14 protein-coding genes are annotated in these 17,518 nt (G+C 49.5%); 8 read left to right on the top strand and 6 right to left on the bottom strand.

Features of this window, described 5'->3' with window-relative positions; all coding sequences use genetic code 11:
- Positions 1-99: 99 nt before the first annotated feature.
- Complete coding sequence (gene mobB, locus DXU84_RS20355) at positions 100-633, bottom strand: molybdopterin-guanine dinucleotide biosynthesis protein MobB (RefSeq protein WP_013577663.1); 534 nt, start codon at positions 631-633, stop codon at positions 100-102.
- Complete coding sequence (gene mobA, locus DXU84_RS20360; protein ID WP_013577662.1) at positions 630-1,217, bottom strand: molybdenum cofactor guanylyltransferase MobA; 588 nt, start codon at positions 1,215-1,217, stop codon at positions 630-632. The genes mobB and mobA overlap by 4 nt, the downstream gene beginning before the upstream one ends.
- A 153-nt stretch (positions 1,218-1,370) precedes the next feature.
- Between mobA and DXU84_RS20365 the strand changes: the two genes are divergently transcribed.
- The 4 genes from DXU84_RS20365 to polA all read left to right on the top strand — a co-directional run bounded on the left by DXU84_RS20365 (position 1,371) and on the right by polA (position 6,580).
- Positions 1,371-1,640 carry a YihD family protein gene (locus DXU84_RS20365; protein ID WP_013577661.1) on the top strand — a complete coding sequence of 90 codons (270 nt, stop codon included), beginning with the start codon at positions 1,371-1,373 and terminating at the stop codon, positions 1,638-1,640.
- A 92-nt stretch (positions 1,641-1,732) separates the two neighbouring features.
- On the top strand, positions 1,733-2,719 hold the full coding sequence (locus DXU84_RS20370; RefSeq protein WP_037035574.1) for a serine/threonine protein kinase: 987 nt from the start codon (positions 1,733-1,735) through the stop codon (positions 2,717-2,719).
- Between the two features lie 45 nt (positions 2,720-2,764).
- Positions 2,765-3,388, top strand: coding sequence for a thiol:disulfide interchange protein DsbA (dsbA, locus tag DXU84_RS20375; protein WP_013577659.1), 624 nt, complete (start codon positions 2,765-2,767; stop codon positions 3,386-3,388).
- 387 nt (positions 3,389-3,775) lie between these two features.
- A complete protein-coding gene (polA, locus tag DXU84_RS20380) occupies positions 3,776-6,580 on the top strand; it encodes a DNA polymerase I (protein WP_153376594.1) in 2,805 nt (934 codons plus the stop codon).
- A gap of 350 nt (positions 6,581-6,930) precedes the next feature.
- Here the strand turns inward: polA and yihA are convergent, their stop codons facing one another.
- Positions 6,931-7,581, bottom strand: coding sequence for a ribosome biogenesis GTP-binding protein YihA/YsxC (gene yihA / locus DXU84_RS20385; protein WP_013577657.1), 651 nt, complete (start codon positions 7,579-7,581; stop codon positions 6,931-6,933).
- Between the two features lie 579 nt (positions 7,582-8,160).
- Between yihA and yihI the strand changes: the two genes are divergently transcribed.
- Together yihI and hemN are read left to right on the top strand one after the other, a co-directional pair.
- Entirely contained in the window at positions 8,161-8,712 is a 552-nt protein-coding gene (yihI, locus tag DXU84_RS20390) for a Der GTPase-activating protein YihI (RefSeq protein ID WP_013577656.1), read from the top strand.
- A gap of 187 nt (positions 8,713-8,899) precedes the next feature.
- Positions 8,900-10,273, top strand: a complete 1,374-nt coding sequence (gene hemN / locus DXU84_RS20395) for an oxygen-independent coproporphyrinogen III oxidase (protein ID WP_153376595.1) — start codon at positions 8,900-8,902, stop codon at positions 10,271-10,273.
- Positions 10,274-10,337: 64 nt separating this feature from the next.
- Here the strand turns inward: hemN and glnG are convergent, their stop codons facing one another.
- The 3 genes from glnG to glnA all read right to left on the bottom strand — a co-directional run bounded on the left by glnG (position 10,338) and on the right by glnA (position 14,469).
- Complete coding sequence (glnG, locus tag DXU84_RS20400; RefSeq protein ID WP_013577654.1) at positions 10,338-11,750, bottom strand: nitrogen regulation protein NR(I); 1,413 nt, start codon at positions 11,748-11,750, stop codon at positions 10,338-10,340.
- Between the two features lie 7 nt (positions 11,751-11,757).
- Entirely contained in the window at positions 11,758-12,807 is a 1,050-nt protein-coding gene (gene glnL, locus DXU84_RS20405; RefSeq protein WP_013577653.1) for a nitrogen regulation protein NR(II), read from the bottom strand.
- Positions 12,808-13,059: 252 nt separating this feature from the next.
- Entirely contained in the window at positions 13,060-14,469 is a 1,410-nt protein-coding gene (glnA, locus tag DXU84_RS20410) for a glutamate--ammonia ligase (protein WP_013577652.1), read from the bottom strand.
- Positions 14,470-14,940: 471 nt separating this feature from the next.
- Between glnA and typA the strand changes: the two genes are divergently transcribed.
- On the top strand, positions 14,941-16,764 hold the full coding sequence (gene typA / locus DXU84_RS20415) for a ribosome-dependent GTPase TypA (RefSeq protein WP_013577651.1): 1,824 nt from the start codon (positions 14,941-14,943) through the stop codon (positions 16,762-16,764).
- Positions 16,765-16,928: 164 nt separating this feature from the next.
- Positions 16,929-17,516: a glucose-1-phosphatase gene (gene yihX / locus DXU84_RS20420; protein WP_013577650.1), complete on the top strand. Its 588-nt coding sequence runs from the start codon at positions 16,929-16,931 to the stop codon at positions 17,514-17,516.
- The last annotated feature ends 2 nt before the right edge of the window (positions 17,517-17,518 follow it).

Below are 17,518 nucleotides of genomic sequence, written 5' to 3' on the forward strand. Positions count from 1 at the left end.
GAGTAGGGAACTGCCAGGCATCAAATTAGTGGAAAGCCCCGTACGAAAGTACGGGGCTTTTTGCTATGCGGAATTTGGATAATGGCAGAAGATCGAAAACTACTGTTTTTGCTGATTTTCCAGCCACCTGATAACAAATTCTCCAACGTCTTCTATCTTATTTATATTCAAGACGCTAATTGTCGTTGAAATAGTCTCTGATAGACAATCACTAGCCACAGCAACAGCATGAATATCAATTAACTGTTCCAATATTCCCCCTGTTCCTTCCCTGTGCAGCACAATTTTGTCGATCTCTTCATGCTTGAACCCTTCAACGAAGATCATATCCAGTTTATTGCGGTCAAAACGCGTCGCAAGATAGTCTAGGTTTAGATGATCCTGCTCGGGCATTTCTGTCATTAATGCCCATCGGCTGCTGCTGGCAACCATAGTCTGGTCTGCACCCGCTTTACGTAGCTCAAAGCTATCTTTCCCTGGAGTATCTACATCCACATCATGATGTGTATGCTTTATCAGACCGGTTCGTATACCACGTTGACGCAAATAGGGGATAAGCTGCTTCAGCAATGTTGTTTTTCCTGTTCCGCTGTGAGCGACGATCCCAAGCAAGGGAATTTGTTGATTTATCATATGAAAATATCGTGGTGATTAGCTTTCCAATGTGACACATCTTCAGGCGTGTTGAGATTGGAAAACGCTGTGGATTCGTTGAACAATACTGCTTTTGCGTCAATCTGATGAAAGAAAATCATTAATTTCCTGTCGCCATTTGCGAGATAGGTTTCCAGTACTGGAATCAGATTACGGTTCAGCAGACAAAGTGTCGGATGCCCGCGTTCAGGGTCACAGGCAAAAACTGCCCGTTGCCCGGCCGCGTTGGCTAAAAAGGCTTCGGTAAGATTTAACGGAAAGGCTGGTACGTCACAGGGAACGAACAGTACCCACTCGGTTTTACTGGCAGATAATGCGGCAAGCATTCCTGCAAGGGGGCCCTGAAAATCCTGTGTAATGTCAGGGACCGTCTGGAAATTTCGGCCATATCGTTTCGTGTTTCGGTTACAGCTGATGAGAATATCTCCGACTTGTGGGCGTAATCTTTCGGCAATATGTTCAAATAAGGGTTTACCATTAATTTCGACCAGCCCTTTGTCTTCACCCATCCTGCTCGAACGACCACCCGCTAAAATCACGCCGGTAATGTTATCCTGCCCCATAATATTTACCTGTAAAAATGTCTATATTCCGTTCATTGTAACGCCTTACCTTGCGGTCAGGCAGGTTTAACTGTTACCCGGTCAGCTTGTCCTTTCCCTGAAGAAATAACCCTGTTATTTTTAGGGTCTGCAACTACGTTGAAAGGGAATATCATGAAAGAACATCGCGTAAATGAGTTGATCGAACTGCTGCATCCTGCATGGAAAGAAGATTGCGATCTTAACCTGATGGAGTTTATTCAGAAGCTGGCGACAGAATGTGGTTATCAGGGACCTTTGGGAGAACTGAGTGATGACATGTTGATTTATCACCTGAAAATGCGCGGAACTGACAGCACGACTGAAATCCCAGGCTTAAAGAAAGATTATGAGGATGACTTTAAAACTGCACTTTTACGTGCCCGTGGCGTGATTAAAGATTGATGTAAACTTATGTGAACTTCATGCGAACCGCCAAAAATAGATGATACTATTTCCCATTGTCACTTTTCTGTGCGGCTAACCCGAATGAAGTTATGAACAATTCTGCTTTTAATTTTCAGGCATTGTCGCCGGATCTTATCCTTGATGCGTTAGAGAGTATCGGTCTGATTGCTGAGTCCGGCCTCACTGCCTTAAACAGCTATGAGAATCGTGTCTACCAGTTTCTGGGAGAAGACAGAAAACGTTATGTAGTGAAGTTCTACCGGCCGGAGCGCTGGAGTGAAGAACAAATCCACGAAGAGCACCAGTTTTCTCGTGATATGGCTGATGCTGAAATCCCTGCTGTTGCCCCTCTTTCTATTAATAAAGATACACTTCATCACTACCAGGGTTATATGTTCACCGTATTTCCAAGCGTCGGTGGCCGTCAGTATGAAATAGATAATCTCGATCAGCTGGAATGGGTGGGGCGTTTCCTCGGGCGTATCCATCAGGTTGGCAGTGAAAGTCTCTTCACCGCACGCCCGACAATTGGCCTCGATGAATACCTTTCCCGACCACGTGATGTCCTGGCGCAGTGTCCTCTGATCCCCAAAAGCCTGCGAGAGCCTTTTTTAACTGCGACAGATAAACTGATCACGACGACCCGGGAATTCTGGCATACCGACTGGCAGCCTTTGCGCTTACATGGGGATTGCCATCCGGGGAATATTCTCTGGCGAGATGGCCCGCTGTTTGTGGATATGGATGATGCCCGTAATGGTCCGGCAATCCAGGATCTCTGGATGTTGTTACATGGCGACCAAAGTGAGCAAAGGCTTCAGTTAGATATCTTGCTGGAAGCTTATGGAGAGTTTGCTGATTTAGATACCAGTGAACTGTCTTTGATGGAGCCGCTGCGTGCTATGCGCATGGTTTATTATCTGGCCTGGGTCGCCCGTCGCTGGGACGATCCTGCATTTCCTAAGAGCTTCCCCTGGATGCAGGACGAAGATTTTTGGCGTGGTCAGATAGCGGCTTTCACTGAGCAAATTAAGAAATTACAGGCACCTCCTTTACGGCTGATGCCAATGTATTGAGTCACGATTAACGTTCAAGTTTAATTAAATGGAGATAGGCTTTATATGAAAAAGATATTCCTGGCACTGGTTGGTATGGTTATGGCCTTCAGTGTATCTGCAGCGCAATTTTCTGATGGCGCGCAATACGTTACTTTAGATAAAACCGTAGCTAATGAGCCACAGGTACTCGAGTTTTTCTCATTTTATTGCCCGCACTGCTACCAGTTTGAACAAGTCTGGCATGTCTCTGACAGCATCCGTAAGAACCTGCCAAAAGATGTGAAATACACTAAATACCACGTTGAGTTCCTGGGGCCGTTAGGTAAGCAACTAACTCAGGCATGGGCTGTGGCTATTGCTCTGGGTGTTGAAGAAAAAGTCAGCCCGCTGATGTTTGATGCTGTGCAGAAACAGCAGTCGGTACAAAATGCTGATGATATCCGTAAAGTCTTTATTCAGGCGGGTGTTAAGGGCGAAGATTATGATGCCGCACTTAACAGCTTCGTCGTGAAATCACTGGTTGTTCAGCAGGAAAAAGCCGCTGCTGATTTGGGTCTGCAAGGCGTCCCTTCTGTATTTGTGAATGGGAAATACATGGTTAAAAATGACGGACTTGATACCAGCTCAATGGATATGTATGTCAAACAATATTCTGATGTGATCAATTTCTTAGCGACCAAAAAATAAGAATTCCTGATCTCGGCGCCAGCTTTCGGGCTGGCGTTATATTTTCTGAAAAAAATAACAACCAAAATGAGTACTCTATGAAATATAAATAATTTATGCCCGGAATGTTTCCTGTAAATATTACTATCCACAATAGCTATTAAGCTTCTATTACACGACTATTTCATAAAAAAACCGATAACCTGATGAAACCAGTAGTTAAAATTCTGGAGTATTTTCCAGATATGATCAGATAATAATTTACTATAAAAACTATTCACAAAGTTATCCACAGGATGATCCTTCGAGATCCCTCGCAACTTCGCAATGAATTTCCCTCTCAAGGTTCGTCTTTCCCGCTGGCTATGGCATCCTTAGAGCATGTCTGATCACGAATAAAGAAGAGTTATGGCCCAGATAGCAGAAAACCCCTTAATCCTGGTAGACGGTTCGTCTTACCTTTATCGCGCCTATCATGCGTTTCCTCCGCTGACCAACTCTGCGGGTGAACCGACCGGTGCGATGTACGGTGTGCTTAACATGTTGCGCAGTTTATTGCTGCAATACACACCAAGCCATGTCGCTGTGGTTTTTGACGCGAAAGGCAAAACCTTCCGTGACGAACTTTTCGAACAGTACAAATCTCACCGTCCTCCGATGCCGGATGACCTGCGCTCTCAAATTGAGCCTCTTCACCAAATGGTCAAAGCAATGGGGTTGCCTTTGCTGGTGGTCTCTGGTGTAGAAGCGGACGACGTAATCGGTACGCTGGCACTCGAAGCTGAACAGGCGGGTCATGCTGTTCTGATCAGCACCGGTGATAAAGATATGGCGCAGCTCGTGACACCGGGCGTGACATTAATTAATACCATGAACAACGCGATTCTGGGGCCAGATGAAGTTGTCGAGAAGTACGGTGTTCCGCCTTCGCTGATCATCGATTTCCTCGCCCTGATGGGCGACTCCTCGGACAATATTCCAGGCGTGCCGGGCGTGGGGGAGAAAACCGCACAAGCCTTGTTACAAGGCATTGGTGGTCTTGATGCGTTGTATGCCGATCTTGATAAAGTATCGACACTCAGTTTCCGCGGCGCCAAAACCATGGCCGCCAAACTCGCTGATAATAAAGACGTCGCCTATCTCTCTTACCAGCTGGCGACCATTAAAACTGACGTGAAGCTGGATTTAACCTGTGCAGAGCTGACGGTTTCTGAACCTGATGCTGATGAACTGCACAAGCTTTTTGGTCGCTATGAATTCAAACGCTGGCTGGCTGATGTTGAATCCGGTACCTGGCTGAGCGGTAAAAAATCAGCAGGTAAAGCGCCGGCAGCAGCGAAGAAAAGCGCACAGGCTGAAGACACAACTTCAGCAGCAGTGATCGAACCTAACCAGCTTTCTCAGGACGGTTACGTCACCATTTTGGATCAGGCGACGCTGGATGAATGGATCGGTTATCTGAAAGGCTCTGAGGTGTTTTCATTCGATACAGAAACGGATGGTCTGGATACGCTGACCGCCAATCTGATTGGCTTATCTTTTGCTACAGAAGCAGGTAAAGCAGCCTATTTACCGGTTGCTCATGATTATCTGGATGCGCCGGTACAGTTGGATCGTGATGAAGTATTGAAACAGCTCAAGCCGATACTCGAAGATGAAAAGCAGCTGAAAGTGGGTCAGAACCTGAAATTCGACCGCGGCGTGTTACTGCGTTATGACATCGAATTAAAAGGCATTGCCTTTGATACCATGCTCGAGTCCTATGTGCTCGACAGCGTATCTGGCCGCCATGATATGGACAGCCTGGCCGATCGCTATCTCGGCCATAAGACCGTCAGTTTTGAAGAGATCGCAGGTAAAGGCAAGAACCAGCTGACCTTCAACCAAATCGCGCTGGAGCAAGCGGCGCCCTATGCGGCAGAAGATGCTGATGTCACATTACAATTGCATCAGGCACTGTGGCCTCGGATTGCGGAAAGCGAATCCCTGAAGACTGTTTTCACGGATATCGAAATGCCGCTGGTACCTGTGCTGTCTCATATCGAGCGCACTGGCGTTCTGATTGATCAGAATATCCTCGCCGCCCACTCAAAAGAACTGGCTATCCGTCTGAATGAGCTGGAAAACAAGGCACATGAACTGGCAGAAGAACCTTTCAACCTGTCTTCGACCAAACAATTGCAGGCCATTCTGTATGAAAAACAGAAATTACCGATTCTGAAGAAAACGCCGGGTGGCGCGCCATCGACTAATGAAGAAGTTCTGGCTGAGCTGGCTCTGGATTACCCGCTGCCAAAAGTCATTCTTGAATATCGTGGTCTGGCAAAACTGAAATCGACCTATACCGATAAACTGCCATTGATGATCAATCCGCAGTCCGGACGTGTGCACACGTCTTATCATCAGGCAGTGACTGCAACCGGGCGTCTATCTTCCAGTGATCCAAACCTGCAAAACATTCCGGTGCGTAATGACGAAGGTCGCCGCATCCGTCAGGCGTTTATCGCGCCGAAAGACTACATCATTCTGGCTGCCGACTACTCGCAGATTGAACTGCGTATCATGGCGCATTTATCTAAGGATGAAGGTTTGCTGAAAGCGTTCGCCGAGGGGAAAGATATCCACCGCGCGACTGCCGCAGAAGTCTTCGGTACGCCGCTGGAGAAAGTATCCGGTGAGCAACGCCGCAGTGCGAAAGCGATTAACTTCGGTCTGATTTATGGCATGAGCGCATTTGGTCTGTCGCGCCAGCTAAATATTCCGCGCAAAGAATCCCAGCGTTATATGGATTTGTACTTTGAGCGCTATCCGGGCGTGCTGGAATACATGGAACGCACCCGCACTCAGGCGTCTGAGCAGGGTTACGTTGAAACGCTGGATGGTCGCCGTCTGTATCTGCCAGACATTAAGTCCAGTAACGCCATGCGCCGTAAAGGTGCGGAGCGTGCAGCGATCAACGCCCCGATGCAAGGAACGGCTGCGGATATTATCAAGCGTGCGATGATAAACGTCGCTGACTGGCTGAAACAACCGGATGCGCCGCGTGCTCGCATTATCATGCAAGTACACGATGAACTGGTGTTTGAAGTGCATAAAGATGATGTGGAAGTGGCAAGCGAAAAAATCCGTAATCTTATGGAAGCAAGCATGACGCTGGCCGTTCCACTGAAAGTAGATGTGGGCACTGGCGAAAACTGGGATCAGGCTCACTAAGTGAATAGTTATTAAGCTTTTTTTGTAATTAAGCTACAGGATTATGTGCTCATACCATGAGAGTGATCGCATAATCCGCGATTTTTGTGTAAGTAAACTACAAAAACTTCTTTTTCCCCGTCAGAAAATAGGGTAAAGTTTCTCTCGTAGGGTACAGAGGTAAGATGTTCTATCTTTCAGACCTTTTACTTCACGTAATCGGATTTGGCTGAATATTTTAGCCGCCCCAGGCATTTATGTCTGGGGCGTTTTTTATTGGATTTTTCATAGCGTTATACCCATAAAAAAGGGCAACCTTGCGGTCACCCCTTTCTGTTCTTTACTTACATTTCCCCGTTCCCGGGGCGCTACTATTCGCCTTCGTTAGAAAGCTCTTCTTCCTGCACTTCCGGCGGGATTTCGCTGAACCAGGTGTTCAGTTTGTCACTCAGTTTATCCACGCCCATTTTCTTCGGTGAGGAAAATGCTTCTACCTGAATATCACCCATGAATTCTTTCACCGCTTCACGGACCATTTTTATCTGCGCCTGACGTGCGCCTGAAGCCAGTTTGTCGGCTTTAGTCAGCAGCAACATGACCGGCGTACCCACATCAACTGCCCACTGAATCATTTGTTGATCGAGATCTTTAAGCGGATGGCGGATATCCATCAACACAACCAGACCTTTGAGGGAGTTACGCATTTGCAGATATTCGCCCAGCGCGCGCTGCCATTTACGCTTCATTTCTTCCGGTACTTCCGCGTAGCCATAACCCGGCAAGTCGACCAGGCGGATGCCCGGCTTCACTTCGAACAGGTTGATGAGCTGAGTACGGCCAGGCGTTTTACTGGTACGTGCGAGGCTTTTCTGCTGTGTCAGGGTATTCAGCGCACTGGATTTGCCGGCGTTTGAACGACCAGCAAATGCGACTTCAATGCCTGCGTCAGATGGCAAATGCCGGATATCCGGGGCGCTCATGACGAAATGGGTCATATGATAGTTGTAAGTTTGGCTGGTCAAAGCGTGCGTCTCCGTGAGGCATGAGTATCTGGCTGGCGATTATAACTGCAACACAGCCGAGATGCGTTCGTGTTTTTAAAATCCGAATGATGAGGCGAAGGGACCACAGAGATGAAGGCGGGGGAAATTGCCTTCATGATGTAAGACATTTGCTATTCATGATGCGGGTTATTTCGCTTGTTTTGTCGCCGAATTTTTTAATGTTATTCAATTTCAATAAGATAAAATTGATGTCGTTATGAAATCGACAAGACGGCTGGCGGGTATCTTGAGCCTTTGTGCCAGTCGGGTAAAGTATTTCTTACGCGGTGAAGGCGAGAACGGAAACAGGGACGAAAATTGCATTCAGGGATCACGGGAAATGCATCGCGATTTAAGGATGAACGGAGCCGGAGGCTCTGAAAGGCAAAGGAAAAACCGGGACGTTGATGCTATACAGGGAAAGTATTTGATGAATATCCTTCTGAGGAAGGAAAGAAAAAGGCAGCAAGGTTACCTTGCTGCCTTTTTTCTTTGCCCGCTTTCTGCTAGATTCCGGCGCAAATCTATACTAAATGTACACACCTAAGAGCAGATGCCATGAAACAGCCAGCGAAAGCACCGCGCGCCAATACCGCGACAGCTAAAACGAAGAAGAAAAGTCGTGTCGAGCTTGATATCGAAGCGCGCGAACGCAAGCGTGACAACAAGCGCCGTGGCCATAAAGCAGGCTCACGCGCCAATCCGGATGCGGCCCAGAACCAAAGCGGCGCGGGCACGAAAAAAGCCGATCCGCGTATCGGTAGCAAAAAAGCCGTGCCTTTGATCGTTGAGACCGTTACGAACAATGCAGCGAAAGCTAAAAAAGCCGCACAGCCGAAGCAAGATGCAAAACCTAAGATGACACCGGAAGAAGAACTGACGTTACTCGAAAATGATGAGCGTCTGGATTCTTTGCTGGATCTCATCGACGATGGCAAAGCATTAAGCGCAGAAGATCAGGCTTATGTTGATCAGACACTTGATCGCATCGATGTTCTGATGGAAATCCTCGGCATCGAACTCGGCGAAGATGAAGATGACGAAGAAGAAGTGAAAAACGAAGACATGATGCAGTTGCTCAAGCGCGGAAATCCAAAAGAGGGTTTCTAATCCATGCGCTGGGTCATCCCGGCAATAGCCTTACTCTTTGCATGTTATCTGCTTTGGTTATTCGGTAAACTACGCCGGTTATCGAAAACCAAAGCACGTTTGCGCAGAGCGACCTTTGCACGGCAGGCTCAAAGCCTGCCTGTAAAGCGAACCGGTCGCATCCGACGCCGGAAGGAGTGAGTACCCCATGTCAGAACAGACTACCGTCTGGGATTTAGCGCTGATCCAGAAATACAATTATTCGGGTCCGCGATACACATCCTATCCAACAGCACTTGAGTTCAGTGAACGCTACGATAATACCGCTTTCGAAAATGCGGCTGCCCGTTATCCGGCACGCTCGCTCTCATTGTACGTGCACATTCCTTTCTGCCATAAGCTCTGCTACTTCTGCGGCTGCAATAAACTGGTGACCCGCCAGCAGCATAAAGCCGAAGAATATCTCAACGTGCTTGAAAAAGAGATCAGTCACCGTGCACCGCTCTTTAAAGGTCGTCAGGTCAGTCAGCTGCATTGGGGCGGTGGTACTCCGACTTACCTCGATAAAGCGCAGATAAGCCGTCTGATGGGCCTTCTGAGGGCATACTTTGATATCCTGCCCGACGCAGAAATGTCACTGGAGGTAGATCCACGTGAAATTGAGCTTGATGTGCTTGACCATCTGCGCAGCGAAGGCTTTAACCGCCTGAGTATGGGGGTCCAGGATTTCAACAAAGAAGTGCAGCTTCTGGTTAACCGTGAGCAGGATGAAGATTTCATCTTTGCCCTCATTGCACGCGCCCGGGCGCTGGGTTTCAACTCGACTAATATCGATCTGATTTACGGTCTGCCGAAACAGACGGCAGAAAGTTTTGCTTACACGCTGCAGCGTGTGGCAGAGCTCAACCCTGATCGTCTGAGTGTGTTCAATTATGCGCACATGCCAAAATTGTTCGCCGCTCAGCGCAAAATCAAAGATGCTGATTTGCCTGGTGCGGAAGAGAAATTGAAAATTTTGCAGGAAACCATCGCTTCACTGACCGGTTTCGGCTATCGCTTTATCGGGATGGATCACTTTGCTCGCCCTGATGACGAACTGGCGATCGCCCAGCGCGAAGGCAAATTGCACCGCAATTTCCAGGGCTACACCACGCAGGGCGACAGTGATTTGCTGGGAATGGGCGTTTCGGCCATCAGCATGCTCGGCGATACCTACGCGCAGAACGAAAAAGATATCAAAACCTATTACGCTCATGTGGAAGAGCAGGGACATGCCTTATGGCGCGGTCTGGAAATGACGAATGATGACTGCCTTCGTCGCGATGTCATTAAATCTCTGATCTGCCATTTTGAGCTGAATTTTGCTGATATCGAACAGCGTTACGACATTCGTTTTACCGATTATTTTGCTGATGATCTGGCACTGCTGAAGCCGCTGGCTGAAGACGGGCTGGTTGAGGTGAGTGGCACGCATATTCAGGTGACACCGCGCGGGCGTTTGCTGATCCGTAATATCTGTATGTGCTTTGATATTTATCTGCGACGTCAGGTGCGCCAGCAACAATTCTCCCGCGTTATCTGACAGTCTGCTCTGCAAATAAAAACAGCCGCATAAGCGGCTGTTTTGCTGTCTGGTGCGAGGACTTTTATTCCATGCCCAGTTCTTTCAGTTTGCGGGTCAGGGTATTTCGCCCCCAGCCCAGCAACCGTGCCGCTTCCTGTTTATGTCCCTGTGTATGGCGCAGCGCCGTGGTCAGTAATGTACGTTCCATTTCAGGTTGCGCTTCTGACAGCAGGTTTTGATGACCGGAACGCAGCGCACGGTCTGCCCATTGTGCCAGCAATGTCGCCCAACTGTCTGGCAGACTCTGACCACCGGTTTCAGGGGCCGAGGTCTCAAACAGTTCGCTGGGTAAATCCTGAATCAGCACTTCCTGACCCGCCGCCATGACGGTGAGCCAGCGGCAGGTGTTTTCCAGCTGGCGCACGTTGCCCTGCCATGGCAATCGCGTCAGTGCCGTTTCTGTTTCCGGATGCAGGTTTTTTGCTTCCACACCCAGCTCTTTAGCCGCGACTTGCAGGAAGTAACGCGCCAGACGCGGGATGTCTTCACGACGTTCACGCAGCGGCGGCAGATGGACGCGGATAACGTTCAGGCGGTGGAATAAATCCTCGCGGAATTTCCCTTCCTGAACCCGTAGCTCCAGATTCTGGTGAGTCGCAGCGATAATACGCACGTCCACTTTCACCGGCGCATAACCGCCAACACGATAGAACTGGCCATCTGCCAGCACGCGAAGCAGACGGGTTTGCACATCAAGCGGCATATCCCCGATTTCATCGAGGAACAGCGTGCCGTTATCGGCTTGTTCAAAACGTCCCTGACGGACGGTGTTGGCGCCGGTAAACGCCCCTTTCTCGTGGCCGAATAATTCGGACTCAATCAGGTCTTTCGGGATAGCAGCCATATTCAGCGCGATAAAGGGCGCTTTGGCGCGCGGGCTGTGGCGGTGTAAGGCGTGAGCGACCAGCTCTTTACCGGTACCGGATTCCCCATTAATCAGCACGCTGATTGAAGAACGGGACAAACGGCCGATGATGCGAAATACGTCCTGCATAGCGGGCGCTTCACCGATAATGTCTGCGGTCGGGCCACTCGCAGGCTGGCTGCGTGCCGGTTGCTGTTGTTCCTGATAATGACTGATGGCTCGTTCAACCAGTGCCACGGCTTCATCAATGTCGAACGGTTTTGGCAGATAATCAAACGCACCTTGCTGATAGGCGCTGACTGCAGCATCCAGATCGGAGTGTGCTGTCATTATGATGACCGGAAGCATCGGGTGACGTTGTTTAATCTGCTTTAACAGCGCTAAACCGTCCATCCCGGGCATACGGATATCTGATAACAAAACGTCAGGGGTTTGAGTCGCAATGGCATCAAGCACTTCATTGCCGCTGTCAAACGTGGTGCACGTTAAACCGGCTCCAGTGAGCGCACGTTCAAGTACCCAGCGGATGGAGCTATCGTCATCGACGATCCAGACTATCCCTCGTTGCATAAGAACCTCACTGGCGAATAGGCAGGAATACCGAGAATTCGGTATGTCCTGGCCAACTGTTAAATTCAACTTTACCCGAATGCTGATCAATCAAACTGCGCGCGATGGACAGGCCCAAACCGGTGCCCCCTTCGCGGCCACTGACCATGGGGTAAAAAAGGGTGTCCTGCAAATGCGCCGGTACGCCGGGGCCATCATCTTCAATATCGATACGGGCCACCAGACGATAACGCACGCCGTGTAACGTAATCTGGAAAGCAGTACGCGTGCGTAATGTAATTGTGCCGCCTTCCTCCCCCAGCGCCTGTAATGCGTTGCGGGTGATGTTTAACAAAATCTGTTCTATCTGATCGGGGTCGTGCGCCAGTTCAGGCAGGCTCGGATCATAGTCCCGCACCAGCTGAACGTTATCCGGCTTCTCCATCGAGACCAGTTGGCAAACCCGTTCCGCAACCTGGTGAATACTTTGTGTCACATGCTGGCTCGGACGTTGCGGGCCCAGCAATCTGTCGACCAGATTACGCAGACGGTCAGCCTGCTCAATAATGACTTTCGTATATTCCAGCAAGGCCGGATCGGGCAGCGCTCTGGATAATAATTGTGCTGCGCCACGCAACCCGCCGAGCGGATTCTTGATTTCATGTGCCAGACCGCGGATCAAATCACGCGCAGCAACCTGTTGAGCGTGCTGTAATTGTTCCTGGCTCAGGCGGCGCTGATTATCCATCGGCGCCAGTTCCACCAGAATGAAACCTTCTGGCAGCATCTGTGCGGTCAGCGACAACACATGCGCGCGGCCGTCTACGACCAGCGTCACTTCACTGTCTGTAAAGCCTTGTCCGGCTGTCAGACTTTCACGCATTAATTCGATGTTCAGCGAAAAATATCCCACCAGTTCTGGCAAAGGGGTGCCAAAAAGCTTTCGGGAACTTTGCGCCAGTAACTGCTGAGCTGCCGGATTGGCATAATGCACAGCCAATTCGTCGTCTAACAGCAGAACGCTGTTGATTAAGGAATTCAGGATCTGCCCAGCATCGGGCAGTTTGCCAGTTGCCATACCGCAGTCTCCCGCACCTGATTGGTGCATTTTATCTCGCTACCCGGTGAAATCACGGGTCAGAGGGGTTGAGCAGGAAAGAGTGTGGAGAAAAAAGCCCATCCGGAGATGGGCTGAAAGTTTCCACGGCAACAAATATAAATCGTCTTACTTAATTTTGACGCTGAAGGGTTTGTGAACACAGGCCTTCAGTCGGGTATTACCCTCAGCGCCAGCCCGAAGACGAGCGCTGAGTCCGGTTTAATCGAAAAATTAAACGCTGTAGTACAGTTCGAACTCAACCGGATGCGGAGTCATGCGCACGCGGTCCATTTCTTCTTTACGCAGACCGATATAAGCATCGATAGCGTCGTCAGTGAACACGCCACCACGGGTCAGGAACTCGCGGTCTTCGTTCAGTGCGTTCAGGGCTTCTTCCAGTGAACCTGCAACTTTTGGAATTTCTGCTTCTTCTTCCGGTGGCAGGTCATACAGGTTTTTGTCCATCGCATCGCCAGGGTGGATCTTGTTGATGATACCGTCCAGGCCAGCCATCATCAGTGCAGCAAACGCCAGGTATGGGTTAGCCGCTGGATCAGGGAAACGTGCTTCGATACGCATCGCTTTAGGCGTTGATACGTGTGGAATACGGATGGATGCAGAACGGTTACGCGCAGAGTAAGCCAGCATTACTGGCGCTTCGTAGCCCGGGACCAGACGCTTGTAGGAGTTGGTGGTCGGGTTAGCGTAGGCGTTGATTGCTTTAGCGTGCTTAATGATACCGCCGATGTAGAACAGTGCCATTTCAGACAGGCCGCCGTATTTGTCGCCAGCGAACAGGTTGTTACCGTTCTTGGACAGAGACATGTGGCAGTGCATACCTGAACCGTTATCGCCAAACATTGGTTTTGGCATGAAGGTCGCAGTTTTGCCAAATGCGTGAGCCACGTTGTGAACCACGTATTTGTAGATTTGGATTTCGTCAGCTTTTTTAGTCAGGGTGTTGAAGCGGGTTGCCACTTCGTTCTGACCAGCGGTTGCCACTTCGTGGTGGTGAGCTTCAACAACCAGACCCATTTCTTCCATGGTCAGACACATGGTAGAACGCAGATCCTGAGAGGAGTCGACCGGAGGAACCGGGAAGTAACCGCCTTTTACTGCAGGACGGTGGCCTTTGTTGCCGCCTTCGTATTTGGTGCTTGAGTTCCATGCGCCTTCGATATCATCGATAGCGACGTGAGAACCGGAGATGCTGCTGCCGAAGCGCACATCATCAAACAGGAAGAATTCTGGCTCTGGCCCGAACAGAACGGTGTCCGCAATACCGGAAGAGCGCAGGAAATCTTCTGCACGTTTTGCGGTAGAACGTGGATCGCGGTCATAACCTTGCAGCGTGGTTGGCTCAAGGATGTCGCAACGAATGATCAGGGTAGTTTCTTCGTAGAATGGGTCAAGAACAGCAGTGCTCGCATCTGGCATCAAGACCATGTCAGATTCGTTAATGCCTTTCCAGCCACCGATTGAAGAGCCGTCAAACATTTTGCCTTCTTCGAAGAAGTCAGCGCTAACCTGGTGCGCAGGAATGGTGACGTGCTGTTCTTTGCCTTTGGTATCAGTGAAGCGTAAATCTACGAATTTCACTTCATGCTCATTCAGCATCGTCAAAACGTGTTCAGCGGACATACTAGTTCTCCCGAATTTCTCATTATCGTCGTGGAACGAATAACCATTTTTGGTCTTTAGTTGGAAATAACAGCCTTACTGGAACTGGCGTGTAGACTGAACAGCGCTATTATTTGTCTGGTCAGGCTCTTCACCCTGTAAAAAATTTTTTACCCTAAAAAACTTTTACTCTAAAAACTATTAGCGAAAACTGTGCCAACTTTGAGAAAATGCAAACAACGCCATTTTACAGGGCTTTTGCACTCGACAAGTATGCACCATAACGGAATTCTCGCACTAAAATGGTGCTAACTGTGAGAGTGAAAGCACTATAATGGTGCGTCATAATGGTTCAGTGGTCTTTTTGCACCGTGAAAGGGATCACAAAGTAGCCATCCATAAGTTGTTTCAACAAGATCCTTGTGATCTTGTTTAGAACCTCGCTTAATACGTGTACAATAGCGCGCTATTTCTAATGCCTGAGGCAAAGCTGTGATCGAAAATTTGCGTAACATCGCCATTATTGCCCACGTTGACCATGGTAAAACCACCCTGGTCGACAAGCTGCTGCAACAATCCGGTACTTTCGGAGAGCGTGTAGAAGCCACTGAACGCGTAATGGACTCCAACGATTTGGAGAAAGAGCGTGGGATTACCATCCTCGCAAAAAACACCGCCATTAATTGGAAAGACTACCGCATCAACATCGTGGATACCCCAGGACACGCCGACTTCGGCGGTGAGGTAGAGCGTGTGATGTCAATGGTCGACTCGGTGCTGCTGGTTGTGGATGCAATGGATGGCCCAATGCCGCAAACCCGTTTCGTGACCAAAAAAGCCTTCGCTAATGGTCTGAAACCGATCGTGGTAATCAACAAGGTTGACCGCCCTGGCGCGCGTCCTGACTGGGTTGTCGATCAGGTCTTCGACCTGTTTGTAAACCTGGACGCAACCGACGAACAACTCGATTTCCCAATCATCTATGCATCAGCACTGATGGGTATCGCGGGTAACGACCATAACGATATGGCCGAAGACATGACCCCGCTGTACCAGGCGATCGTTGACCACGTATCTCCGCCACAAGTTGAGATGGAAGCACCGTTCCAGATGCAAATCTCTCAGCTGGACTACAACAACTATGTTGGCGTCATCGGCATCGGCCGCATCAAACGCGGTACCGTTAAGCCTAACCAGCAAATCACTGTCATCGACAGCGAAGGCAAAACCCGCAACGGTAAAGTCGGTAAAGTTCTGACCCACATGGGTCTTGAGCGTATCGAAGCCACCGTTGCTGAAGCGGGCGACATCATCGCAATCACCGGCCTGGGCGAACTGAACATTTCCGACACAATCTGTGATCCGGCGAATGTTGAAGCTCTGCCTGCGCTGAGCGTTGATGAACCAACAGTAACCATGTACTTCAACGTAAACACCTCTCCGTTCTGTGGTAAAGAAGGTAAGTATGTGACTTCACGTCAGATCCTTGACCGTCTGAACAAAGAGCTGGTGCACAACGTTGCATTGCGTGTTGAAGAAACTGAAGATGCTGATGCATTCCGTGTTTCAGGCCGTGGTGAACTTCACCTGTCGGTTCTGATCGAAAATATGCGTCGTGAAGGTTTCGAGCTGGCGGTTTCCCGTCCTAAAGTAATCAACCGTAAAATCGATGGCCGCATGCAAGAGCCATTCGAGAACGTGACACTGGATATCGAAGAGCAACACCAGGGTTCTGTTATGCAGGCCATGGGTGAGCGTAAAGGCGATGTCAAAGACATGATCCCAGACGGCAAAGGTCGTATCCGTCTTGATTACCTGATCCCAGCACGTGGCCTGATCGGCTTCCGTACCGAATTCATGACCATGACTTCCGGTACCGGTCTGCTGTACTCCACGTTCAGCCACTACGATGACGTTCGTCCGGGCGAAATCGGCCAGCGTCAGAACGGCGTGCTGATCTCCAACGGTCAGGGTAAAGCTGTTGCGTTCGCACTGTTCAGCTTGCAAGACCGCGGTAAATTGTTCCTGGGCCACGGCGCAGAAGTGTATGAAGGCCAGATTATCGGTATTCACTCACGTTCTAACGACCTGACCGTGAACTGCCTGACCGGTAAGAAACTGACTAACATGCGTGCGTCCGGTACTGACGAAGCAACGACTCTGGTTCCTGCTATCAAAATGTCTCTGGAGCAAGCTCTGGAATTCATCGATGATGACGAACTGGTCGAAGTGACTCCTCTGTCTGTGCGTATCCGTAAACGTCACCTGACCGAGAACGATCGTAAACGTGCAATGCGTGGTCCTAAAGAAGGTTAATCTTCTTTAACGTTTGCCGTTACACAGAAACAGGGTGCCTTCGGGTACCCTGTTTTTTTTATGTTTTTTTCTCCTCCGTTCGTTACGCCCCGTCGCGTTGCCCCTGTTCACTTGTACGTTTTACCGCTAAAGTTAACTGTCATCTTTGAAATCAGGAGCGTGCAATGCTGTACATTTTTGATATGGGAAACGTCATTATTGATATTGATTTCAAACGAGTGCTTGGGGTGTGGAGCCATCTGAGTGGCACCCCGCTGGCGACGCTGACCGAGCGGTTTTCAATGGGCGAGGTGTTCCAGAAACACGAGCGTGGTGAAATCAGCGACGAACAGTTTGCTGCCGATTTATGTCATGAAATGGGTATCGCACTAAGCTTTGAACAATTCAGTGCGGGCTGGCATGCGGTGTTTGTTGGTCTGCGTCCTGAGGTCATTGCCCTGTTTCAGAAACTGCGCGAAGAAGGTCATCGTGTCGTCGTGCTTTCTAATACCAACCGCTTACATCTGGATTTCTGGCCTCATCATTATCCTGAAATCGAAGCCAATACCGACGCGATGTACCTCTCGCAAAATTTGGGTATGCGCAAACCGGAGCCCGAAATTTTCCGGCATGTTCTGGAGAAAGAAGGATTCACCGCCGACCAGGCCGTGTTCTTTGATGATGTTGCTGAAAATATCGAAGCCGCCCGGAATGCTGGCATTGAGGCTGTATGGGTAGAAGATAACCAGACGGTACCGAAATACTTTTCCTGAAG

The organism is Rahnella sp. RcJ3 (genome assembly GCF_009498575.1).
In the GTDB taxonomy this organism is placed as follows: domain Bacteria; phylum Pseudomonadota; class Gammaproteobacteria; order Enterobacterales; family Enterobacteriaceae; genus Rahnella; species Rahnella aceris.